Consider the following 22,427-nt stretch of genomic DNA (forward strand, 5'->3'; position numbering starts at 1 on the left):
CTTTATTATTTCAGATAAATCCTGTTATTTTTTCTTGTTACCAGCGTGTCCTCTGAATGTACGAGTTGGAGCGAATTCACCCAACTTGTGACCTACCATATTTTCGGTAACATATACAGGAATAAATTTATTTCCGTTGTGAACTGCAACTGTATGGCCTACAAAATCAGGCGAAATCATTGAAGCTCTGGACCAAGTCTTAACGACAACTTTCTTGCCTGATTCATTCATAGCAAGCACTTTCTTTTCGAGTTTTACGTTAATATATGGACCTTTTTTTAATGAACGACTCATAGTTTACTCAATTAATCAGATTACTTTTTTCTTCTCTCAATAATGTACTTAGACGATTGTTTCTTCGGAGCTCTAGTCTTAAGTCCCTTAGCGTACAATCCCTTACGAGATCTTGGGTGACCTCCGGAAGCACGTCCTTCACCACCACCCATCGGGTGATCAACCGGGTTCATAACAACACCACGGTTGCGAGGACGACGGCCCTGCCAACGAGAGCGACCTGCCTTACCTGAGCTTTCCAATCCATGATCTGAGTTACCAACACTACCGATAGTAGCTTTACAAGTGCTAAGTATTTGTCTTACTTCACCTGAAGGCAATTTGATTACACAATACTTACCTTCTCTTGAAGTCAGCTGAGCGAAGTTACCTGCTGATCTAACCAGAGCAGCACCCTGACCCGGACGCAATTCAATGTTGTGAATTACTGTACCGACCGGGATATTCTGAAGCGGAAGCGCATTACCAATCTCAGGCGCAGCGTTCTCTCCCGACATCAAAGTCGCACCAACTTGCAATCCATTGGGAGCAATAATATATCTTTTTTCACCATCAGCATAAAATAACAATGCGATACGAGCCGAACGGTTCGGATCGTATTCGATCGTTTTTACAACTGCCGGAACACCGTCTTTATTTCTCTTGAAATCGACAATTCTGATCACTTTTCTATGACCGCCACCTAAGTAGCGCATTGTCATCTTACCTTCGTTGTTACGACCGCCAGATGATTTTTTACCATATACAAGCGACTTTTCTGGTACTGATGCAGTAATTTCCTCGAAAGTACCAATAATCTTATGTCTTTGCCCCGGTGTTGTGGGCTTAAATTTACGTACTGCCATTTTTATTAAATATTGCTATAAAAATCAATAGTATCTCCTTCTTTCAATGTCACGATGGCTTTCTTAAAAGCGTTCGTACGACCATTGATGATACCTGCTTTTGTATAACGGCTCTTATTTTTGCCAGCATACTTCACAGTATTCACATCAACTACCGTAACATTATAAAGGGCTTCAACTTCACTCTTAATTTCCAGTTTATTAGCTTCAGGACGTACAATAAAGCCGAAACGATTCAGCTTATCAGTTATTGCAGTCATTTTCTCTGTCACCAACGGTTTAATAATAATTCCCATTATTTAAGCCTCCTTTTTAGATTAAGATATTGTCAATAGCCTTCAAAGAGCTTTCAGTAAGCACAACAACCCCAGCATTCAATACTCTGTAAGTATTTAATCCTGAGATAGTCTGAACGTTAGCACCTTCGATGTTACGAGCTGACAAATATACATTTTTATTTGCTTCTGGTAAAACTACAAGCAGTTTTTTGTCAGAAACTTTAAGATTTTTTGTCATTTCAACGAAAACCTTAGTCTTCGGAGCCTCAAAGTTGAAGTCTTCTACCACTACGATTGCGTTGTCCTGAGCTTTATACGACAAAGCTGACTTACGAGCCAATGTCTTAACTTTTTTATTCAGCTTGAAGTAGTAGTCTCTTGGTTTAGGACCAAATACACGTCCACCACCTACGAGTACCGGTGAATTCATGTCACCACGACGAGCACCGCCGCCACCTTTCTGACGACCGATTTTACGAGTAGATCCGCTGATTTCGCTTCTCTCTTTTGACTTGTGAGTACCCTGACGCTGGTTAGCCATAAATTGCTTTACGTCCAGATAGATAGCGTGGTCATTGGGCTCAATTCCGAAGATAGATTCGTTTAACGTAACCTTTCTTCCAGTGTCTTCACCTTTAATGTTATATACGTTAACTTCCATTATTTTTCAATTAATACGATTGAACCTTTGCAACCCGGTACAGAACCCTTGATCAAAAGAAGATTGTGTTCCGCGATTACTTTTAATACCTGTAAGTTTTGAACAGTAACTCTGTCGCCACCCATTTGTCCGCCCATGCGCATTCCTTTGAACACTTTTGCAGGATACGAACAAGCACCGATAGAACCCGGTTTACGGGCACGGTTGTGCTGACCGTGAGTAGATTGACCTACACCACCAAAGCCATGTCTTTTAACTACACCCTGGAAGCCTTTACCTTTAGAAGTACCAACAACGTCTACATAGTCTGCGCCGTCGAACAGTTCTACTGTAACAGTATCACCCAGATTTAACTCGTTTTCAAATTCCTTGAACTCGGCCAAGTGTCTCTTCGGTGTTACTCCAGCCTTTTTGAAGTGACCCATCAACGGTTTAGTTGTATGTTTTTCCTTTTTGTCCTGGAAACCCAACTGAACGGCTGCATAGCCATCTTTCTCTACGGTCTTTACCTGAGTAACAACACAAGGACCTGCTTCGATAACAGTGCATGGTACATTCTTACCATCGGCACTGAAAACGGATGTCATTCCGATTTTTTTTCCTAATAATCCTGGCATTTCACTAATTTTTAAATACTACACTTTAATTTCTACTTCTACACCACTCGGCAACTCTAACTTCATCAGAGCATCTACAGTCTTAGCTGTTGAGCTATAGATATCGATCAGCCTCTTGAATGAAGAAAGTTCAAACTGCTCTCTTGATTTCTTGTTAACGAAAGTAGAGCGGTTTACTGTAAAGATACGCTTGTGCGTCGGAAGGGGAATCGGTCCGCTAACAATAGCACCGGTAGCCTTCACTGTTCTAACGATCTTCTCAGCTGATTTGTCAACCAAGTTGTGGTCGTAAGATTTCAGTTTAATTCTAATTTTCTGACTCATTAGTTCTTTTAATTAATAAATTTATAAATAAGATAAAGCGGCAGGCTAAGAGTCATTCGCTAGCCTGCTGCTTAAGATATTTTAGAGTAAATCAGCACGTCCTTTTACTTCTTCCAATACCGCTTTAGCGATAGAGCTAGAAACCTGAGCGTGATGAGAGTATACCATTGATGAAGTGGCACGACCAGAAGTGATAGTACGCAATGCGGTTACGTAACCGAACATTTCTGCCAACGGAACCATTGCTTTTACGATACGGGCTCCTGAACGGCTTGACTCCATACCTTCAACCTGGCCACGGCGTTTGTTCAAGTCACCGATAACGTCACCCATGTTTTCTTCCGGAGTAACGACTTCCAGCTTCATGATAGGCTCCATCAATACAGGACCTGCCTTAGCACAAGCATTCTTATATGCCTGGATAGCACAGATTTCGAAAGACAACTGGTCAGAGTCAACCGGGTGGAATGAACCATCGACCAAAGTCACTTTCAATGAATCCAGCGGATAGCCAGCCAGCACACCATTCTTCATTGCAGTCTGGAAACCTTTCTGAACTGAAGGAATGAATTCCTTAGGAATGTTACCACCCTTCACTTCATCAACGAACTGCAGACCACCTTGAGTAAAGTCTTCATCAACCGGGCCGATGTTCACAATAATATCAGCGAACTTACCACGACCACCAGATTGTTTCTTATAAACCTCACGCAAGTTAACTGTCTTAGTGATAGCCTCTTTGTAGTTAACCTGAGGTTTACCCTGGTTACATTCTACTTTGAATTCACGTTTCAGACGGTCGATAATGATATCCAAGTGAAGCTCACCCATACCGGAAATAACTGTCTGACCTGTCTGTTCGTCAGTTTTCACTGTGAATGTCGGGTCTTCTTCAGCCAGTTTAGCCAAACCGTTAGACAGTTTGTCCATATCCTTCTGAGTTTTCGGTTCCACAGCAATACCGATTACCGGTTCCGGGAAGTCCATTGACTCAAGAACGATCGGAGCTGTTTCGTCACACAGTGTATCACCAGTGTGAATATCCTTGAAACCTACACCGGCACCAATATCACCGGCACCAATCACTTCTACCGGATTCTGTTTGTTTGAGTGCATCTGGAACAGACGAGAAACACGTTCTTTCTTACCTGAACGAGAGTTGTAGATATAAGAACCGGCTTCAATCTTACCAGAGTATACACGGAAGAAAGTCAAACGTCCTACATACGGGTCAGTAGCGATCTTAAATGCCAAAGCTGAAGTTTTATCGTCTTCGCTCGGTTTACGATCTTCTTCGGCACCGGTATCAGGGTTTGTACCAACTACGTTTTCAGCATCCAACGGAGAAGGCAAGAAAGCACAAACATAGTCAAGCAAAGTCTGTACGCCCTTATTCTTGAATGAAGAACCGCACAACATCGGAACTACAGCCATCTGAACAGTTGCATTGCGAAGAGCTCTCAATACTTCTTCTTCTGTAATAGTAGAAGGATCATCAAAGTATTTTTCCATCAACGCATCATCAAATTCAGCTACTTTTTCAAGCATTTTATCTCTCCATTCGTTGGCTTCGTCAACGAGATTAGCAGGAATTTCTTCTATGGTATAGTCAGCACCCATTGTTTCATCGTGCCAGTAGATAGCTTTCATTTTGATCAGATCAACCAATCCTTTGAAGTTTTCTTCTGCACCGATAGGAATAACAACCGGACACGGATTTGCACCCAAAACAGCCTTCATCTGGCGAACAACTTCAAAGAAGTCAGCACCCGAACGGTCCATTTTGTTAACGTAAGCGATACGCGGTACGTTATATTTGTCAGCCTGACGCCATACAGTTTCCGACTGAGGTTCTACACCACCTACAGCACAGTAAGCAGCAACAGCACCATCAAGGATACGAAGTGAACGTTCTACCTCAGCAGTAAAGTCCACGTGTCCCGGAGTGTCAATCAGGTTGATTTTATAAGTATCACCAGCATACTTCCAACGAGTAGTTGTAGCGGCAGAAGTGATAGTAATACCACGTTCCTGCTCTTGCTCCATCCAGTCCATTGTTGCAGCACCATCGTGTACCTCTCCGATTTTGTGAGTCAATCCGGTGTAGAACAGGATACGTTCAGAAGTTGTTGTCTTTCCGGCATCGATGTGAGCCATGATACCGATATTACGAGTCAAATGTAAATCATTCTTTGCCATTTTCTTTTTCCTTTACTTTAAGTTTTTAATCAAATAGGTATTTCTTATAGTAATTAGAATCTGAAATGAGCAAATGCACGGTTAGCTTCAGCCATTCTGTGCATATCTTCTTTACGTTTGAAAGCACCGCCTTGTTCATTGAATGCATCCATGATTTCAGCAGCCAATTTATCAGCCATAGATTTACCGCCTCTCTTGCGAGCGAACAGAATCAGGTTCTTCATTGAGATTGATTCTTTACGATCCGGGCGAATTTCGGTAGGAACCTGGAAAGTTGCACCACCCACACGGCGTGATTTTACTTCAACTTGAGGAGTTACGTTATCTAACGCTTTCTTCCAGATTTCAAGAGCAGTTTTTTCTTCGTTAGGAAGTTTTGCTTTTACTGTTTCCAGTGCAGCGTAAAAGATTTCATAAGAAGTGTTCTTCTTTCCATCATACATCAGATGGTTTACAAATTTAGAAACCTTCTGGTCATTGAACACGGGATCCGGAAGGATAACGCGTTTTTTTGGTTTTGCTTTTCTCATTTGTTCGAAAAATAATGTTTTTGTTCTTGGTTGTCTATTTCTTGACGTCTTCAACTCCCCCTCCGGGGAATTTACTCAACCTTTATAGCTTATTCCAACAAACTAAAACGAAAGTTATTACTTTTAATTAAAATAAATCGAATTCGGAATCACTCCGGATTATTTCTTCTTAGCCGGTGCTGCTTGTCCCGGTTTCGGACGCTTAGCTCCGTATTTAGAACGTCTCTGAGTACGTCCGGCTACACCTGCTGTATCAAGAGTACCGCGAACGATGTGGTAACGTACACCCGGAAGGTCTTTCACACGACCACCGCGAACCAGTACGATTGAGTGCTCCTGCAAGTTGTGTCCTTCTCCCGGAATGTAAGAGTTCACCTCTTTCTGGTTAGTCAAACGCACACGAGCTACTTTACGCATTGCAGAGTTCGGCTTTTTCGGAGTAGTAGTATATACTCTCACGCAAACGCCACGTCTTTGAGGACAAGAATCCAAGGCCGGAGATTTACTTTTCTCGACCAGCACTTCGCGTCCTTTTCTTACTAATTGCTGAATTGTAGGCATTTTAAATTGTTTTTTAATTTATATTATTGTTATATTAATTTCGTAACTATACATTTTGGGCTGCAAAAATACGAATAATATTTGAATAATCAATGCACTACATCTTTTTTTTAATTTTTAAGAGCTTATTTCCGGAAAATCATTTCATCAGAAAGATTTTTAGGTGTAGCCATCCGTACATTAAGGCTACACCCTCCCTCTCGAATGGCTACACCCATCGCACCGGATGGCTACACCCTTTTTATTTTCAGGCTTCTCCTTTTATATCTAATATAGGAGGAGTATCCACTCCGTCTTCCTGCAATCGGATAGGACCGAATGCACGTTCATATTTAGCTATATTTTCTTCAAGCGCCCTTTGCAAACGTTTGGCATGTTCGGGAGCAAGAATCACACGCGACTGTACCCCTGCTTTTGGCAACCCGGGCAATACACGCACAAAGTCGAGTACAAACTCCGAACTTGAATGTGTAATGATAGCCAGATTCGCATAGGTTCCTTGAGCCACTTCCTCTTTTAATTCTATTTGTAATTGATTATCGGGATTTTGATTTTCCATATCTTTTATTATTGATTGATTCTAATTCTTCTGCTACAAAGATACAGATTATGTTTTATAGTAAAGACAAATGCCTTGCACTCTTTTCCATAGAATGCAAGGCATACGAAAACAATTTTTTATTTGAATCCAAAGCATTTTTTAATCAATATCTGGAAAAAGCAGATATTTGAAGAAAAAACAGGAATGGATTTTAAATTATCTCAGGCTATATTAAAAGCGGTAATCAACAATAAGCAGCGAACGATAAACTCAATACATTAATTAGTGTATTCCAATTTACCGTTCACCGTTCATTATCTACCGCTCACTATCAAGAGTTAGGTGTCAATTTTTCTTTCACCTCAGTCGCTTTATCAGCTACTTTTCCGGCTACTTTGGCACCAGCCTTCACGGCTTTGTCTTTTGCTTCGACTACTGCCAGTTCGGCATCAGCCTCTATTTCATGAAGAGCATTGAACACATCATTTTTCAGTTTTTTAGCTTTCGCCGTGCGCGAAAAATGATAAACCAGCGCACCGATGGCAGAACCGATTCCAAGTCCTACCAGGAATTTTGCATTTCCACTTCCCATAAACTATTAATTTTTATATAACCACAATAAACGATACTGTCTCGTTGCGAGAAATACTCCCCTCACCGGGAGCGGCTGAAGAAGGAGGCTATCCAGAGAAATAAGATCGCGCCGACAACCGAAGTAATCAGACTACCGATAATTCCGGTTGCTGCCAGTCCTAGAAGGGCAAACACCCAACCGCCCAGCACACCGCCTATAATCCCTAATAAGAGATTGACCAAAAGGCCGAATCCTCCTCCACGCATTATCTTACCGGCAAAATAACCGGCAAGGATACCTATCAAAATGTACCAGATAAAATTCATAATGCTTGATTTATATTGTTTTGATATAGGAACGCTGCAGGCACAGGAATGTTCGGTAAATAAAGAGGGAATTAACGACTATTGATAAACCGGACGCTGAAAACAGTAAAATCTGATCTGTTTTTCGAATAGACACATTGTAACACTTGATAAAAGAGATTATCTTTGTCCAAAAGAAAATCTTAAGGCCTATGAAAAATATTAATTACAGTATAAAAAAGCAATTTAAAATATCGGACGAAGGAATCTGTTTGTTGCCCATGCTCCTTAGAGCGCTCTGTCGGCTTACTAAAAAACAGCTGTTACTACTGGAAGAAATCTATTCCAATTACTCCTCGTCCACAGAAGGGGAAATCATCACACAATCTCACCGGACGGTGAATGCAAAAAGGATCCCGACTTCTTTTTCGTATGAAGGAGGCATCACACTCGACACGGAAACATTACACTATAGCAGCCCAAGTGAGAAGTTTGCAACAACTTGGAAAAATATATTATTTCACACCATTTCTATCAGAATAATTATCGGACTCCATAAAAGTAATATGGAACCGTCCGAGTGGAGAGAAATCATTCACCAGAACACATATCAGAAATTTCACCGCAAACATAGAAGACGATTGCCATTATCATTCCGTGAACGGTATACACAATACAAAAACAAGGTTTCCGACGCATTCAACCAAGACGCTCCAAAGTAAACCGGCTTCTATCGGGGGAACACATTACCCAACCTGAACAAAGTAAAGGCAATAGAATGAATTTAATAATAATGACAGCAGCACAGATTGTACATTTTTCACATTAACACATTTAAATCAATTATATCATGGAATTAAAAAAGAAAGAGAATATAGGTTGGATTGACCTGTTAAGGGTACTCGCCTGTTTCTTTGTTGTTTTCTCGCATAGTTGCGATGCATTTATCGGCCAATTTGATGCCAATCGGGAATCGTTCTTAACAGGAGTGTTTTTGGGAAGCCTGATGCGCCCGTGTGTTCCCATTTTTGTTATGATGACCGGAGTATTGCTATTACCCGTACAAACCGACATGGCAGCGTTCTATAAGAAAAGGATAGGACGCCTGATCCCTCCAATGATTTTCTGGTCACTAGTCTTGCCTGTTTTGTATTTCATATATCTGAACTATATCAATCCCGATACTCAAAATCCACTGATCTCGATGCCAGATCACAGTCTTGAAGCTTTATGGTTCAAACTATATACATTTATATTTAATTTCAATTTTGACACAGTCCCGTTGTGGTATCTTTATATGTTGATTGGGTTATATTTGATAATGCCTATTATCAGCGGTTGGTTGGAAAAAGTTTCAAAGAAGGAACTAAAATTATTCTTAGGCATTTGGGGAATCAGCCTGATTGCTCCGTATGTAAAAATGTTCGCTCCAGCACTAGGCTATCAGGGCAATTACGGGAATATGGGTCTATGGGGAGTATGTGACTGGAATGACTATGGTAGTTTTTATTATTTCTCCGGTTTTATCGGATATCTTCTGCTAGCTTATTATCTCACAAAATATCCACTGAAATGGAGTTGGAAGAAACTATTGAGTATTACCATCCCAATGTTTCTGACAGGATACCTGATCACATCTTATGGGTACGTCATCACACAAAATTACTTCCCGGGAAATTATGCTTATCTGGAAATTGTATGGTACTTTGCAGGTATCAACGTATTTATGATGACCTTCCCGGTTTTTGTAATCGTACAGAAGATAAAAGTACCTTCAAACCACAGATTATCACACATGGCATCACTCGCATTCGGCATTTATCTGAGCCATTATGTATTTGTATTCATTGCTTACGATTTACTGGATACAGAGTTGCTGCCGTATACTGTACGAATTATTTGTATGGCCTGTATTGTATTCCTGACATGTTACGCCATCGTTTGGCTAATGTCAAAAAGCAAATTGACCAATCGCTTCATCCGGTAACGTAACATAAACTAAAAAAAAGAGCAATCACCTTTACGGCAATTGCTCTTTTTCAGCTATAGTCAATTGAATTGTATTATTCTACTTCATTATAGTCAAGCACTGTCTTCTTATTAGCCAGAATACGATCGTATTCTTCTTTAGAACCTACAATGATCTTGTCAAACTCGCGAAGACCTGTACCGGCCGGAATCAAATGACCGCAAATTACATTCTCCTTCATACCTTCCAACTTATCTATCTTACCATTGATAGCAGCCTCATTCAGTACCTTAGTTGTCTCCTGGAAAGAAGCGGCAGACATGAAGCTTGAAGTTTGCAATGCGGCACGAGTAATACCCTGAAGAATCTGGGTAGAAGTTGCAGCAACAGCATCACGCACCTCAACCGGTTTAAGGTCACGGCGTTTCAGCATACTGTTTTCGTCACGCAACTTGCGGGCTGTGACAATCTGACCGGCTTTCAGGTTTTCAGAATCTCCGGCATCTACAACCACTTTCTTACCCCAAATGCGGTCGTTCTCTTCCATGAACTCGAGTTTGTCCACTACCTGCTGTTCAAGGAAGCGTGTATCACCCGGTTCGTCAATAGTCACTTTACGCATCATCTGGCGAACAATGATCTCAAAATGCTTATCATTGATCTTCACACCCTGTAAACGATATACGTCCTGAACTTCATTCACGATGTATTCCTGTACAGCCGTAGGACCTTTAATAGCCAAAATATCAGCCGGAGTCGTAGCACCATCGGACAATGGAGTACCTGCACGAACGTAGTCATTCTCCTGTACCAGAATCTGCTTAGACAGCGGAACAAGGTATTTCTTCACTTCACCGGTCTTAGATGTAACGATGATTTCGCGATTACCGCGTTTCACTTTACCCATAGTAACCTCTCCATCGATTTCGGATACGACGGCAGGATTCGACGGGTTACGTGCTTCAAACAACTCAGTAACACGGGGAAGACCACCGGTAATATCACCAGCCTTACCCACAGCACGCGGAATCTTAACGATTACCTCACCTGCTTTCACCTTTTGGCCGTTTTCGATCACTACGTGTCCACCTACAGGTAAATTATATGTACGGATAAGATCACCATCTTCGGTCAGGATGTGGGCCGAAGGAACTTTAGTCTTATCTTTAGACTCAATAATAATAATTTCTCGAAGTCCGGTCGCTTCATCCGATTCAATCTTATAAGTAACATTTTCAATGACACCCTCAAACTCAATCTTACCGGTAGCTTCGGTTATGATAACAGCGTTGAATGGATCCCATTTCGCAATCAGTTTACCTTTTTCTACCACTTCACCATCGGCTACATAAAGTGTAGAACCGTAAGGAACGTTATGGGTAGAAAGTACAATGCCTGTATTGACATCAATGAAACGAACCTCAGCCAAACGACCTACTACCACTTTGGCAGCCTCACCAGTTTCGTCCACAATATCTACCGTACGGAGTTCTTCAAATTCCAAACGGGCATTATTTTTAGCAACAATACTTGCATTGGCCGCAATGTTGGCAGCCGTACCACCAGCATGGAATGTACGCAATGTCAACTGTGTACCTGGTTCACCGATAGACTGGGCAGCGATTACACCGACAGCCTCACCTTTCTGAACCATATGGTTCGTAGCCAGGTTACGACCGTAGCACTTCGCACAAACACCCTTCTTCGATTCGCAAGTCAATACCGAACGAATCTCAACGCTTTCAATCGGAGATTCCTGAATCTTCTTGGCGATATCTTCTGTAATTTCTTCACCACCGGCAACCAGTAATTCACCGGTCTGAGGATGAATAATATCGTGTACGGATACACGTCCGAGGATACGTTCGTACAGAGTAGCAATAACTTCGTCATTGTTCTTGAGGTCAGTACAAACCAGTCCGCGAAGCGTACCGCAGTCTTCTTCATTAATAATCACATCGTGCGAAACGTCAACCAGACGACGAGTCAAGTATCCCGCATCGGCAGTCTTCAAAGCGGTATCGGCCAAACCTTTACGGGCACCGTGAGTAGAGATAAAGTACTCCAACACAGAAAGTCCCTCTTTAAAGTTAGACAAGATAGGGTTCTCGATGATCTGACCACCTTCAGCACCTGCCTTCTGCGGTTTTGCCATCAAACCACGCATACCGGAGAGCTGACGGATCTGCTCTTTAGAACCACGGGCACCGGAATCAAGCATCATGTACACAGAGTTGAAACCCTGATCATCTGAAGAAATAGTCTTCATCAAGATATTAGACAATTCAGAGTTTACATGTGTCCAGATATCAATTACCTGGTTGTAACGTTCATTATTGGTGATGAAACCCATATTATAGTTATTGATCACCTGCTCTACCTCTTCATAACCTCTCTGAACGAGTGTCTCTTTCTCTTTCGGGATAATGATATCACCCAAGTTGAATGACAGACCACCCTGAAAAGCCATCTTGTAGCCTAAATTTTTAATTCCATCAAGGAAGTCAGCAGTCCGAGCAACACCACAAGCTTTGATTACAGCACTAATAATGTCACGCAATGATTTCTTTGAAATAATAGTATTGATGTATCCGACTTCAGGCGGAACTATTTCGTTCACAATCACACGACCTACTGAAGTCTCACGCATTACATCAACGATATTTCCATTTTCGTCAAGGTCTTTTACGATAACCTTCACCGGAGCATGAATATCTACTTTGCCTTCATTGTAAGCTATCAACGCTTCTTCGGGGCCATAGAATGTGAGTCCTTCACCTTTTGCGCCTTTACGGAGTTTGGTGATATAGTACAAACCAAGCACCATATCCTGTGAAGGAACGGTAATAGGAGCACCATTTGCAGGATTCAGAATATTGTGAGAAGCCAGCATCAACATTTGTGCTTCAAGTACTGCCTCATTGCTCAAAGGCAAGTGAACAGCCATCTGGTCACCATCAAAGTCGGCATTGAACGCTGTACATGCCAACGGATGCAATTGGATAGCTTTACCTTCGATCATCTTAGGCTGGAAAGCCTGAATACCCAAACGGTGAAGTGTCGGAGCACGGTTCAACAATACTGGATGACCTTTCATTACGTGTTCAAGAATATCCCAGATCACCGGCTCCTTACGGTCCACGATCTTCTTAGCAGACTTCACAGTCTTTACGATACCTCGCTCGATCAACTTACGGATAATGAACGGCTTGTACAGTTCGGCAGCCATCAGTTTAGGAATACCACATTCATGCATTCTCAACTCCGGGCCAACAACAATTACCGAACGGGCCGAATAGTCAACGCGTTTACCCAGCAAGTTTTGACGGAAACGTCCTTGCTTACCTTTCAGGCTGTCAGACAAAGACTTCAACGGGCGGTTGGCATCAGTCTTAACTGCACTGGATTTACGTGAATTATCAAACAGTGAATCGACAGATTCCTGAAGCATACGTTTCTCGTTACGGAGAATCACCTCGGGAGCCTTAATCTCAATCAATCGTTTCAAACGATTGTTACGGATAATCACACGACGATAAAGATCGTTCAAATCGGATGTAGCGAAACGCCCTCCATCCAACGGAACCAACGGACGAAGTTCGGGCGGAATTACCGGTACAATACGTACAATCATCCATTCAGGTTTATTCCGTCCACGTGATGCACGGAATGATTCTACCACCTGAAGACGCTTCAAAGCCTCATTCTTACGCTGTTGCGAAGCATCATTTCCGGCACGGTGACGCAACTCATAGGATAATGCATCAAGATCGAGACGGGCAAGCAGATCATAGATCGCTTCGGCTCCCATTTTAGCAATAAACTTGTTGGGGTCTGTATCTTCCAGATACTGATTATCTTTAGGAAGAGTATCAAGAATATCCAAGTATTCTTCTTCTGACAACAGATCAAATTCGGCGATACCGTCTTCAGCTTTCACACCCGGCTGAATGACAACATAGCGTTCGTAGTAAATGATAGAATCGAGTTTCTTGGTGGGGAGTCCCAACAAATAACCGATCTTATTAGGCAGCGAACGGAAATACCAGATGTGAGCTACAGGCACGACAAGCTGGATATGTCCCATACGTTCGCGACGTACTTTCTTTTCAGTAACTTCTACACCACAACGGTCGCAGACAATACCTTTATAACGGATGCGTTTATATTTACCGCAATGGCATTCGTAGTCTTTGATCGGGCCGAAGATACGCTCGCAGAACAAACCGTCACGCTCAGGTTTGTATGTACGATAGTTGATGGTTTCAGGCTTTAATACTTCACCACTCGAATTCTCAAGGATTTCTTCCGGAGAAGCCAAACCGATAGAGATTTTCGAGAAATTGCTCTTGATCTTATTTTCTTTTCTAAAAGCCATACTTTTATAATTATATAATATGCTAATTAACTAAATAATGTGCCGATTGGCTGATGCCAATGTGCCAATAAGAAAATATGCTAATTATGAAATGCCACAGCCAATGTACCTTGATCGATACATTGGCATATTGGCACATTAGTTCATTATTCCAAATTGATGCTCAGGCCCAATCCTCTTAATTCGTGCAACAACACGTTCAGAGATTCCGGAATACCCGGCTGTGGCATGGGTTCGCCCTTTACAATGGCTTCGTAAGCCTTAGAACGTCCAACAACGTCGTCCGACTTGATTGTCAGAATCTCCTGGAGAATATGCGATGCACCGAAACCTTCGAGTGCCCAAACCTCCATCTCTCCGAAACGCTGACCACCAAACTGAGCTTTACCACCAAGAGGTTGCTGAGTAATCAATGAGTATGGTCCGATAGAACGTGCGTGCATCTTGTCTTCAACCATGTGACCGAGTTTCAACATATAGGTAACACCTACGGTTGCTGGTTGGTCAAAGCGTTCGCCTGTACCACCATCACAAAGATAAGTTTTGCAATAGCGTGGTAGACCGGCTTTGTCTGTCCACTCGTTCAAGTCATCCAAAGTTGCACCGTCAAAAATCGGCGTAGCGAACTTCACACCCAAATTCTTTCCGGCACGTCCGAGAACAGCCTCAAAAATCTGACCGATATTCATACGAGAAGGCACACCCAACGGGTTCAATACAATGTCTACCGGAGTTCCATCTTCAAGGAACGGCATGTCTTCTTGACGAACAACACGTGACACAATACCTTTATTACCGTGACGTCCGGCCATCTTATCACCTACACCAATCTTACGTTTTTTAGCAATATATACTTTCGCCATCTGAATGATACCTGCAGGCAGTTCATCACCAATTGTGATAGCGAACTTTTTACGCTTCAGTTCAGCATCAAGTTCTTTGTACTTCTTGATAAAGTTCAGGATCAAGTCACGAATCATACCATTCGCATGATCATCATTGGTCCAGTCGCTCAGCTGAATCGCAGTGAAATCAAGTGAATCGAAGTCAGAAGCACTAAACTTAGAGCCTTTAGCTATGACTTCAGCTCCCAAGTAGTCTTTCACGCCCTGAGATACCTTTCCTTCTGTCAATACCATCAATTTCTTTACCAAGATACGTTTCAAGTCAGCTACCTTAGACTCAAATTCATCGTCAATTTTCGGAAGCAACGCCTTATCAGCCAACTTAGAACTACGATTCTTGATGACACGTGAGAACAGTTTCTTATCAATAATTACCCCCTTCAGAGAAGGAGATGCTTTCAAAGAAGCATCTTTCACATCACCGGCTTTATCACCAAAGATAGCACGAAGCAATTTTTCTTCCGGAGAAGGATCAGATTCACCTTTCGGTGTAATCTTACCAATCAATATATCACCCGGCTGAATACGTGCACCGACACGTACGATACCATTCTCGTCCAAATCCTTAGTGGCTTCCTCACTCACGTTAGGAATATCAGAAGTCAACTCTTCCATTCCTCGCTTGGTTTCACGAACTTCGAGTGAATACTCTTCTACGTGTACTGAAGTCAGCAAGTCTTCACGAACCACACGTTCATTCAACACGATAGCATCCTCGTAATTATAACCTTTCCAAGGCATGTAAGCAACCAACAGATTCTTACCCAAAGCGAGTTCTCCATTTTCAGTAGAATAACCTTCTGTCAGAATCTGACCTTTCGTCACACGATCACCTTTATTGCAAGTTGGCCGAAGGTCGATTGTCATATTCTGGTTCGTTTTACGGAACTTCGGTATTCTATATTCTTTTAATGCCGGCTCAAAACTTACAAACTCTTCATCTTCTGTACGATCGTATAGAATACGAATAGTAGTAGCATCTACAAAATCAATCACTCCATCACCTTCGGCAGCAATCTGAGTACGTGAATCACGTACCAACTGGCGTTCAATACCTGTACCTACGATTGGAGCTTCACTTCTCAGCAAAGGAACAGCCTGGCGCATCATGTTCGATCCCATCAACGCACGGTTAGCGTCATCATGTTCAAGGAAGGGAATCAAAGATGCAGCGATAGAAGCAATCTGTTGAGGAGCAACGTCCATCAACTCTACTTCCGAAGGTTCTACAACCGGATAATCGGCATCCTGACGAGACTTAACCTTATTACGGATAAATGTACCGTCATCATTCAACGGAGCATTACCCTGTGCTATGATCTTAGCTTCTTCTTCCTCAGCCGTCAGGTAAACGAGTCCGTTCTCAGACAGATCTACCTTTCCGTTATCTACCTTACGGTAAGGAGTTTCAATAAAGCCGAGATCATTGATCTTGGCAAACACACAAAGTGACGAAATCAAACCGATATTCGGACCTTCCGGTGTTTCAATCGGACAAAGGCGTCCGTAGTGTGTATAGTGAACGTCACGAACCTCAAATCCGGCACGTTCACGAGACAAACCACCAGGACCAAGAGCAGACATACGACGTTTGTGAGTGATTTCAGCCAACGGGTTTGTCTGGTCCATAAACTGTGACAATGCGTTAGTTCCGAAGAATGAATTGATCACAGAAGAAATAGTCTTCGCATTGATCAAGTCAATCGGAGTAAACACCTCATTGTCACGAACGTTCATTCGTTCGCGGATGGTACGTGACATACGTGCCAAACCGACAGCGAACTGATTGGACAACTGTTCGCCTACAGTACGTACGCGACGGTTGCTCAAGTGGTCGATATCATCTACATCTGCTTTTGAGTTAATCAGCTCAATCAGATATTTGATGATCTCGATAATATCTTCTTTAGTGAGGACACGCACGTCCATGTCTGTCGTCAGGTTCAATTTCTTATTGATTCTATAACGACCTACATCACCAAGGTCATACCGTTTTTCAGAGAAGAACAGGTTATTAATAACTTCACGGGCACTGGCATCATCGGCAGGGTCTGCATTACGCAACTGACGGTAGATATAAAGCACAGCCTCCTTTTCCGAGTTACTCGGGTCCTTCTGAAGGGTATTATATATAATAGAGTAGTCGGACTGGTTCGGTTCTTCCTTGTGAATAAGGATGTTTTGAACGCCCGAGTCAATTATTTCATCTATATGTTCCGGTTCGATTACTGTTTCACGGTCGATAATGACTTCATTACGTTCAATAGAAACAACTTCACCGGTATCTTCATCAACGAAATCTTCAATCCAGGTTTTCAAGACACGCGCAGCCAGTTTACGACCTACTACCTTCTTGAGATTAGTCTTATTAACCTTCACATCTTCAGCCAGGTTAAAAATCTCAAGAATGTCCTTGTCGTTCTCAAAGCCGATAGCTCTTAACAGCGTAGTAACAGGCAATTTCTTCTTACGATCAATATAAGCGTACATTACGTTGTTAATATCGGTAGCGAACTCAATCCATGATCCCTTAAACGGGATGATACGGGCTGAGTACAACTTTGTACCATTAGCATGTACACTCTGACCGAAGAATACGCCCGGAGAACGGTGAAGCTGCGACACAACTACACGCTCAGCACCATTGATGACAAAAGTTGCCTTGTCAGTCATGTAAGGTATAGGACCAAGGAACACATCTTGAATCACTGTATCGAAATCCTCATGATCGGGGTCTGTACAGTAAAGCTTGAGTTTCGCTTTCAATGGAACACTATATGTGAGCCCACGCTCTATACAATCATCAATGGTATAGCGCGGCGGATCAATATAATAGTCCAGAAACTCAAGAACAAAATTGTTTCTTGTGTCGGCAATTGGGAAGTTTTCGGCAAATACTTTATACAATCCCTCTTTTTTACGCTTCTCAGGTGGGGTATCTAGTTGTAGAAAGTCTTGGAATGACTTCAATTGTACTTCCAGGAAATCCGGATATTCAAGCGGATTCTTAGTCGAAGCAAAATTAACTCTTTGATTTACAGTATTTGAAGACATCTGTCAATGAATTTGGAGAACTTAATTTTAAATATATACACAAAAAGGTTAAGAATCCTCTTGTGAAGGATTCTTAACCGAATTACCTGATAACCAGGCTAATGTTATTTAAGTTCAACTTCAGCTCCAGCTTCTTCCAATGTTTTCTTCAATGATTCTGCTTCGTCTTTAGCCAAACCTTCTTTTACTACACTAGGAGCACCGTCTACCATGTCCTTAGCTTCTTTCAAGCCAAGACCACAAGCTTCTTTAACGGCCTTAACAACCTGAAGTTTAGCTGCACCAGCGCTCTTCAATACTACGTCGAAAGAAGATTTTTCTTCTGCGGCAGCAGCACCAGCTGCAGGACCAGCAGCAACAGCTACAGCTGCAGCAGCAGGTTCAATACCATATTCTTCTTTAAGGATAGTTGCAAGTTCATTAACTTCTTTTACTGTCAAGTTAACTAATTGTTCTGCAAAAGCTTTCAAATCTGCCATTTTTTGTATGATTTTAATGTTTAATTTACTAAATAAAATGTGTTATAATTATCTTTCACCAAGAGTTTTGAGAACTCCGTGAAGGGTGTTGCCACCTGATTGAAGAGCAGAAATAACATTCTTGGCCGGTGATTGCAACAGGGCAACGATATCGGCAATAACTTCATTCTTACTCTTAATAGCTACGAGAGCATCCAACTGGTCAGCACCAACATAGAAGCTTTCTTCTGCGTATGCGGCTTTCAGTCCCGGAATACCATCTTTAGATTTATCCTTGATCAGTTTAGCAGGTGCGTTTGCAACATTGCAAAACATCACAGCTGTTGTACCTTTCAAAGAATCGTAAAGAGGAGAGAAATCACCTTCAATGCTTTCAAGTGCTTTATGAAGCAATGTATTCTTGACTACCATCAATTTGATGTCAGCCTTGAAACAAGCTCTTCTCAATTCACTTGTTGCAGCAGCATTCATAGCTGTTGTATCTACCAAATAGAAGTGACTATATTCCTGTACTGTAGCAGCAATCTGCTCAATAATCGTATTTTTATCTTCCTTTCTCATTGTTACTCTGTTTTATTAGATTTCCTCTACTGATTTCGGGTCAATTTTGATACCCGCACTCATTGTACTAGAAAGATAAATACTCTTAATATATGTACCCTTGGCTGCAGTCGGTTTCAACTTATTCAATGTAGAGATGAATTCTTTCGCGTTGTCGCGAATCTGCTCTGCAGTGAATGAAACCTTACCAATTGAAGTATGAACAATACCGCTCTTATCAACTTTGAAGTCAATCTTGCCTTGTTTTACTTCTCTTACAGCTTTAGCAACATCCATAGTTACGGTACCACTCTTCGGGTTCGGCATCAATCCACGAGGACCGAGTACACGACCGAGTGCACCAATTTTACCCATGATAGATGGCATAGTGATAATCACATCAATATCAGTCCATCCACCTTTGATCTTTTCAATATATTCGTCAAGACCAACATAGTCAGCACCAGCTTCTTTTGCAGCAGCTTCAGCATCCGGTGTACAAAGTACCAATACACGTACTTGCTTTCCAGTACCGTGAGGAAGTGAAACGACACCTCTCACCATTTGGTTTGCTTTACGTGGATCAACACCTAAACGTACATCAATATCTAATGAAGCATCAAACTTAGTAAAAGTGATTTCCTTTACCAAAGATGCAGCTTCTTTCAGTGAGTATGCTTTCCCTGCTTCAATTTTTCCTGCAGCTAACTTTTGATTTTTTGTCAGTTTACCCATTACAATTGAAGTTTATTAATTATTAACCGGGAACTCCCCTTTTACAGCGATACCCATACTTCTAGCTGTACCTGCAACCATTCTCATGGCAGCTTCCACAGTAAAACAGTTCAAGTCAACCATTTTGTCCTGAGCAATCGTACGAACCTGTTCCCAAGTAATCTCGGCAACTTTCTTACGGTTAGGCTCAGCAGAACCACTCTTTACCTTAGCCACTTCAAGCAACTGAATGGCAACGGGAGGAGTCTTGATTACAAAATCGAAAGACTTATCTGCGTAGTAAGTAATGATAACAGGTAAAATCTTACCTGCTTTGTCTTGGGTTCTGGCGTTGAATTGCTTGCAAAACTCCATGATGTTGATTCCCTTAGAACCTAATGCAGGTCCAACGGGAGGTGATGGGTTTGCCGCGCCTCCTTTAATCTGTAATTTGATTAGTCCAGCAACTTCTTTAGCCATTTTTTTATTAATTTATATATAACATTAAACGAAGGACAACTACAGCGTAACAATTCTGCGTTATTCCTTTTCCACTTGCATAAAGCCTAATTCAAGCGGCGTCTTGCGCCCGAATATCTTTACCATGACCTTCAGTTTCTTTTTTTCACTATTAACTTCTTCAATGATGCCACTGAATCCGCTAAAAGGACCAAAAGTAACCTTTACAGTTTCGCCTACAATATACGGAACATTTAAGTCTTCACCCGTTTCTTGCAGTTCATCCACTGTACCAAGTATACGATTCACTTCCGACTGTCTGAGGGGAACCGGTTTATCGGAACCTCCCAAGAAACCTATCACATTAGGAGTATTTCTCAGATGGTGAGAAACCTCACCAACCAAAGCAGCCTCCACCAAAACGTAACCAGGAAGATAACTTCTTTCTTTCACAATTTTCTTACCATTGCGAACCTGATATACCTTTTCGGTAGGAATCAATACCTGAGACACATATTCGCCAAGGTCGCTGTTTTTAATATCAGCTTCAAGATACTCTTTCACCTTAGCTTCTTTTCCGCTAATAGCACGCAAAACGTACCATTTCTTTTCAATCTCAGACATCGTAATTCCTCTCTTTTTAATGTGGATAAATTATTTTTTCCATAAAATTCTGGAAACAGAAGTCCATCGCGAACACTACCAATGCGATAAGCAGGGAAGCATATAAAACAACTACCGCACTGTTAGTTAGTTCTGAATACGTAGGCCACGACACTTTATGAACAAGTTCGTCGTAAGATTCTTTAATATAAGCTACTACTTTTTTCATTTCATAAATATTAGCACGGGAGGAGAGGCTCGAACTCCCGACACCCGGTTTTGGAGACCGGTGCTCTACCAACTGAGCTACTCCCGTTTGTACATAATCAGTTCCCGATATTACTACCGGGAACTGATTAATATTTGGTTTTAGTCGATAATTTCAGTAATCTGACCAGCACCTACTGTACGTCCACCTTCGCGGATAGCGAAACGAAGACCGATGTTCAGTGCAACCGGATAGATCAACTCTACAGTGATAGTTACGTTATCACCCGGCATTACCATTTCAGTTCCTTCCGGAAGAGTGATTTCACCTGTACAGTCCATAGTACGCAGATAGAACTGAGGACGATATTTGTTATGGAATGGAGTGTGACGACCACCTTCTTCTTTCTTCAGGATATAAACCTCTGCTTTGAATTTAGAGTGAGGTTTAATCTGACCCGGTTTACAAAGAACCATACCACGTTTGATTTCGTTCTTGTCAACACCACGAAGCAACAGACCTACGTTGTCACCAGCTTCACCCTGATCCAGAAGTTTGCGGAACATTTCAACACCTGTTACAACTGATTTCTTATCTTCACCCAAACCGAGGATTTCGATTTCATCACCTACATGGATAACACCAGTTTCGATACGACCTGTAGCTACAGTACCACGACCTGTGATAGAGAACACGTCTTCTACCGGCATCAAGAAAGGTTTATCAACATCGCGCGGAGGCAGTGGAATCCAAGTATCAACAGCTTCCATCAGTTCCATTACTTTGTCTTCCCATTTTTCTACGCCGTTCAATGCACCAAGAGCAGAACCCTGAATGATCGGAGTATTGTCACCGTCGAAATCATAGAATGAAAGCAATTCTCTCATTTCCATTTCAACAAGTTCCAACATCTCAGCATCTTCAACCATATCGCACTTGTTCATGAATACAACCAGCTTCGGAACGTTTACCTGACGAGCCAAAAGGATGTGCTCACGAGTCTGAGGCATCGGACCATCAGTAGCAGCAACTACAATGATAGCACCGTCCATCTGAGCAGCACCAGTAACCATGTTCTTTACGTAGTCAGCGTGACCCGGACAGTCAACGTGTGCGTAGTGACGGTTAGCAGTTTCATACTCAACGTGTGAAGTATTGATAGTAATACCTCTTTCTTTTTCTTCAGGAGCATTATCGATAGAATCGAAAGAACGAAGTTCAGAAAGACCTTTCTTTGCCAACACAGTAGTGATAGCAGCAGTCAAAGTGGTTTTACCGTGGTCAACGTGACCGATTGTACCAATGTTTACGTGCGGTTTGGTACGTTCAAATTTCTCTTTAGCCATAGCTTTACTTGTTATTTATTTGATTAATAATCAGCATTTACAT

Annotated in this window: 23 protein-coding genes and 1 tRNA gene; 2 read left to right on the top strand and 22 right to left on the bottom strand. The window is 41.9% G+C overall.

The window, feature by feature from the left end:
* Nucleotides 1–24: 24 nt before the first annotated feature.
* The 12 genes from rpsS to BF9343_RS19450 all read right to left on the bottom strand — a co-directional run bounded on the left by rpsS (nt 25) and on the right by BF9343_RS19450 (nt 7,750).
* Nucleotides 25–294, bottom strand: coding sequence for a 30S ribosomal protein S19 (rpsS, locus tag BF9343_RS19395; RefSeq protein WP_005782197.1), 270 nt, complete (start codon nt 292–294; stop codon nt 25–27).
* Between the two features lie 20 nt (nt 295–314).
* Nucleotides 315–1,139, bottom strand: a complete 825-nt coding sequence (gene rplB, locus BF9343_RS19400) for a 50S ribosomal protein L2 (RefSeq protein ID WP_005791545.1) — start codon at nt 1,137–1,139, stop codon at nt 315–317.
* Nucleotides 1,140–1,144: 5 nt separating this feature from the next.
* Nucleotides 1,145–1,435 carry a 50S ribosomal protein L23 gene (gene rplW, locus BF9343_RS19405; protein ID WP_005791542.1) on the bottom strand — a complete coding sequence of 97 codons (291 nt, stop codon included), beginning with the start codon at nt 1,433–1,435 and terminating at the stop codon, nt 1,145–1,147.
* Between the two features lie 16 nt (nt 1,436–1,451).
* The gene (gene rplD, locus BF9343_RS19410; RefSeq protein ID WP_005782191.1) at nt 1,452–2,078 is read right to left on the bottom strand and encodes a 50S ribosomal protein L4; all 627 of its coding nucleotides are present in this window, start codon (nt 2,076–2,078) and stop codon (nt 1,452–1,454) included.
* Nucleotides 2,078–2,695 (bottom strand): 50S ribosomal protein L3, encoded by a 618-nt coding sequence (gene rplC, locus BF9343_RS19415; protein WP_005782189.1) that lies wholly within the window; start codon nt 2,693–2,695, stop codon nt 2,078–2,080. Before rplC ends, rplD begins: the two co-directional genes overlap by 1 nt.
* A gap of 18 nt (nt 2,696–2,713) precedes the next feature.
* A complete protein-coding gene (rpsJ, locus tag BF9343_RS19420) occupies nt 2,714–3,019 on the bottom strand; it encodes a 30S ribosomal protein S10 (RefSeq protein WP_005782187.1) in 306 nt (101 codons plus the stop codon).
* An 81-nt stretch (nt 3,020–3,100) separates the two neighbouring features.
* Complete coding sequence (fusA, locus tag BF9343_RS19425; RefSeq protein ID WP_005791539.1) at nt 3,101–5,218, bottom strand: elongation factor G; 2,118 nt, start codon at nt 5,216–5,218, stop codon at nt 3,101–3,103.
* Nucleotides 5,219–5,271: 53 nt separating this feature from the next.
* A complete protein-coding gene (gene rpsG / locus BF9343_RS19430; RefSeq protein WP_005791536.1) occupies nt 5,272–5,748 on the bottom strand; it encodes a 30S ribosomal protein S7 in 477 nt (158 codons plus the stop codon).
* Nucleotides 5,749–5,907: 159 nt separating this feature from the next.
* Entirely contained in the window at nt 5,908–6,309 is a 402-nt protein-coding gene (rpsL, locus tag BF9343_RS19435; RefSeq protein WP_005675419.1) for a 30S ribosomal protein S12, read from the bottom strand.
* A 247-nt stretch (nt 6,310–6,556) separates the two neighbouring features.
* Entirely contained in the window at nt 6,557–6,868 is a 312-nt protein-coding gene (locus BF9343_RS19440; protein WP_005791533.1) for a DUF3467 domain-containing protein, read from the bottom strand.
* A gap of 313 nt (nt 6,869–7,181) precedes the next feature.
* Nucleotides 7,182–7,442: a YtxH domain-containing protein gene (locus BF9343_RS19445; RefSeq protein WP_005791531.1), complete on the bottom strand. Its 261-nt coding sequence runs from the start codon at nt 7,440–7,442 to the stop codon at nt 7,182–7,184.
* A gap of 62 nt (nt 7,443–7,504) precedes the next feature.
* Nucleotides 7,505–7,750: a GlsB/YeaQ/YmgE family stress response membrane protein gene (locus BF9343_RS19450; protein WP_005791529.1), complete on the bottom strand. Its 246-nt coding sequence runs from the start codon at nt 7,748–7,750 to the stop codon at nt 7,505–7,507.
* Nucleotides 7,751–7,941: 191 nt separating this feature from the next.
* Here BF9343_RS19450 and BF9343_RS19455 point away from each other — a divergent pair, with 191 nt between their 5' ends.
* Entirely contained in the window at nt 7,942–8,451 is a 510-nt protein-coding gene (locus BF9343_RS19455) for a hypothetical protein (RefSeq protein WP_005791527.1), read from the top strand.
* Between the two features lie 128 nt (nt 8,452–8,579).
* Nucleotides 8,580–9,716: an acyltransferase gene (locus BF9343_RS19460; protein ID WP_010993669.1), complete on the top strand. Its 1,137-nt coding sequence runs from the start codon at nt 8,580–8,582 to the stop codon at nt 9,714–9,716.
* Between the two features lie 76 nt (nt 9,717–9,792).
* Here BF9343_RS19460 and rpoC read toward each other — a convergent pair whose 3' ends face one another.
* The 10 genes from rpoC to tuf form a co-directional block, all read right to left on the bottom strand.
* Entirely contained in the window at nt 9,793–14,076 is a 4,284-nt protein-coding gene (gene rpoC, locus BF9343_RS19465) for a DNA-directed RNA polymerase subunit beta' (RefSeq protein WP_005791523.1), read from the bottom strand.
* Between the two features lie 146 nt (nt 14,077–14,222).
* On the bottom strand, nt 14,223–18,035 hold the full coding sequence (rpoB, locus tag BF9343_RS19470) for a DNA-directed RNA polymerase subunit beta (protein WP_005791521.1): 3,813 nt from the start codon (nt 18,033–18,035) through the stop codon (nt 14,223–14,225).
* A gap of 104 nt (nt 18,036–18,139) precedes the next feature.
* Entirely contained in the window at nt 18,140–18,514 is a 375-nt protein-coding gene (gene rplL, locus BF9343_RS19475) for a 50S ribosomal protein L7/L12 (protein WP_005782165.1), read from the bottom strand.
* A gap of 48 nt (nt 18,515–18,562) precedes the next feature.
* Nucleotides 18,563–19,075 carry a 50S ribosomal protein L10 gene (gene rplJ / locus BF9343_RS19480; protein WP_010993670.1) on the bottom strand — a complete coding sequence of 171 codons (513 nt, stop codon included), beginning with the start codon at nt 19,073–19,075 and terminating at the stop codon, nt 18,563–18,565.
* Nucleotides 19,076–19,090: 15 nt separating this feature from the next.
* The gene (rplA, locus tag BF9343_RS19485) at nt 19,091–19,789 is read right to left on the bottom strand and encodes a 50S ribosomal protein L1 (RefSeq protein WP_005782161.1); all 699 of its coding nucleotides are present in this window, start codon (nt 19,787–19,789) and stop codon (nt 19,091–19,093) included.
* 15 nt (nt 19,790–19,804) lie between these two features.
* Nucleotides 19,805–20,248, bottom strand: a complete 444-nt coding sequence (gene rplK / locus BF9343_RS19490) for a 50S ribosomal protein L11 (protein ID WP_005791514.1) — start codon at nt 20,246–20,248, stop codon at nt 19,805–19,807.
* A gap of 60 nt (nt 20,249–20,308) precedes the next feature.
* Nucleotides 20,309–20,851 (bottom strand): transcription termination/antitermination protein NusG, encoded by a 543-nt coding sequence (gene nusG / locus BF9343_RS19495; RefSeq protein WP_005782159.1) that lies wholly within the window; start codon nt 20,849–20,851, stop codon nt 20,309–20,311.
* A 16-nt stretch (nt 20,852–20,867) separates the two neighbouring features.
* Nucleotides 20,868–21,059: a preprotein translocase subunit SecE gene (gene secE, locus BF9343_RS23295; protein WP_005782157.1), complete on the bottom strand. Its 192-nt coding sequence runs from the start codon at nt 21,057–21,059 to the stop codon at nt 20,868–20,870.
* Nucleotides 21,060–21,073: 14 nt separating this feature from the next.
* Nucleotides 21,074–21,146: transfer RNA gene (locus BF9343_RS19505), tRNA-Trp, on the bottom strand.
* 53 nt (nt 21,147–21,199) lie between these two features.
* A complete protein-coding gene (gene tuf / locus BF9343_RS19510) occupies nt 21,200–22,384 on the bottom strand; it encodes an elongation factor Tu (RefSeq protein ID WP_005782155.1) in 1,185 nt (394 codons plus the stop codon).
* Nucleotides 22,385–22,427 lie beyond the last annotated feature (43 nt).

Source organism: Bacteroides fragilis NCTC 9343, from assembly GCF_000025985.1.
Lineage (GTDB): Bacteria > Bacteroidota > Bacteroidia > Bacteroidales > Bacteroidaceae > Bacteroides > Bacteroides fragilis.

Bases quoted from the DNA above. Each gene is read 5' to 3' on its own strand.
- rpsS (WP_005782197.1), bottom strand. From the start codon at position 294: ATGAGTCGTTCATTAAAAAAAGGTCCATATATTAACGTAAAACTCGAA.
- rplB (WP_005791545.1), bottom strand. From the start codon at position 1,139: ATGGCAGTACGTAAATTTAAGCCCACAACACCGGGGCAAAGACATAAG.
- rplW (WP_005791542.1), bottom strand. From the start codon at position 1,435: ATGGGAATTATTATTAAACCGTTGGTGACAGAGAAAATGACTGCAATA.
- rplD (WP_005782191.1), bottom strand. From the start codon at position 2,078: ATGGAAGTTAACGTATATAACATTAAAGGTGAAGACACTGGAAGAAAG.
- rplC (WP_005782189.1), bottom strand. From the start codon at position 2,695: ATGCCAGGATTATTAGGAAAAAAAATCGGAATGACATCCGTTTTCAGT.
- rpsJ (WP_005782187.1), bottom strand. From the start codon at position 3,019: ATGAGTCAGAAAATTAGAATTAAACTGAAATCTTACGACCACAACTTG.
- fusA (WP_005791539.1), bottom strand. From the start codon at position 5,218: ATGGCAAAGAATGATTTACATTTGACTCGTAATATCGGTATCATGGCT.
- rpsG (WP_005791536.1), bottom strand. From the start codon at position 5,748: ATGAGAAAAGCAAAACCAAAAAAACGCGTTATCCTTCCGGATCCCGTG.
- rpsL (WP_005675419.1), bottom strand. From the start codon at position 6,309: ATGCCTACAATTCAGCAATTAGTAAGAAAAGGACGCGAAGTGCTGGTC.
- BF9343_RS19440 (WP_005791533.1), bottom strand. From the start codon at position 6,868: ATGGAAAATCAAAATCCCGATAATCAATTACAAATAGAATTAAAAGAG.
- BF9343_RS19445 (WP_005791531.1), bottom strand. From the start codon at position 7,442: ATGGGAAGTGGAAATGCAAAATTCCTGGTAGGACTTGGAATCGGTTCT.
- BF9343_RS19450 (WP_005791529.1), bottom strand. From the start codon at position 7,750: ATGAATTTTATCTGGTACATTTTGATAGGTATCCTTGCCGGTTATTTT.
- BF9343_RS19455 (WP_005791527.1), top strand. From the start codon at position 7,942: ATGAAAAATATTAATTACAGTATAAAAAAGCAATTTAAAATATCGGAC.
- BF9343_RS19460 (WP_010993669.1), top strand. From the start codon at position 8,580: ATGGAATTAAAAAAGAAAGAGAATATAGGTTGGATTGACCTGTTAAGG.
- rpoC (WP_005791523.1), bottom strand. From the start codon at position 14,076: ATGGCTTTTAGAAAAGAAAATAAGATCAAGAGCAATTTCTCGAAAATC.
- rpoB (WP_005791521.1), bottom strand. From the start codon at position 18,035: ATGTCTTCAAATACTGTAAATCAAAGAGTTAATTTTGCTTCGACTAAG.
- rplL (WP_005782165.1), bottom strand. From the start codon at position 18,514: ATGGCAGATTTGAAAGCTTTTGCAGAACAATTAGTTAACTTGACAGTA.
- rplJ (WP_010993670.1), bottom strand. From the start codon at position 19,075: ATGAGAAAGGAAGATAAAAATACGATTATTGAGCAGATTGCTGCTACA.
- rplA (WP_005782161.1), bottom strand. From the start codon at position 19,789: ATGGGTAAACTGACAAAAAATCAAAAGTTAGCTGCAGGAAAAATTGAA.
- rplK (WP_005791514.1), bottom strand. From the start codon at position 20,248: ATGGCTAAAGAAGTTGCTGGACTAATCAAATTACAGATTAAAGGAGGC.
- nusG (WP_005782159.1), bottom strand. From the start codon at position 20,851: ATGTCTGAGATTGAAAAGAAATGGTACGTTTTGCGTGCTATTAGCGGA.
- secE (WP_005782157.1), bottom strand. From the start codon at position 21,059: ATGAAAAAAGTAGTAGCTTATATTAAAGAATCTTACGACGAACTTGTT.
- tuf (WP_005782155.1), bottom strand. From the start codon at position 22,384: ATGGCTAAAGAGAAATTTGAACGTACCAAACCGCACGTAAACATTGGT.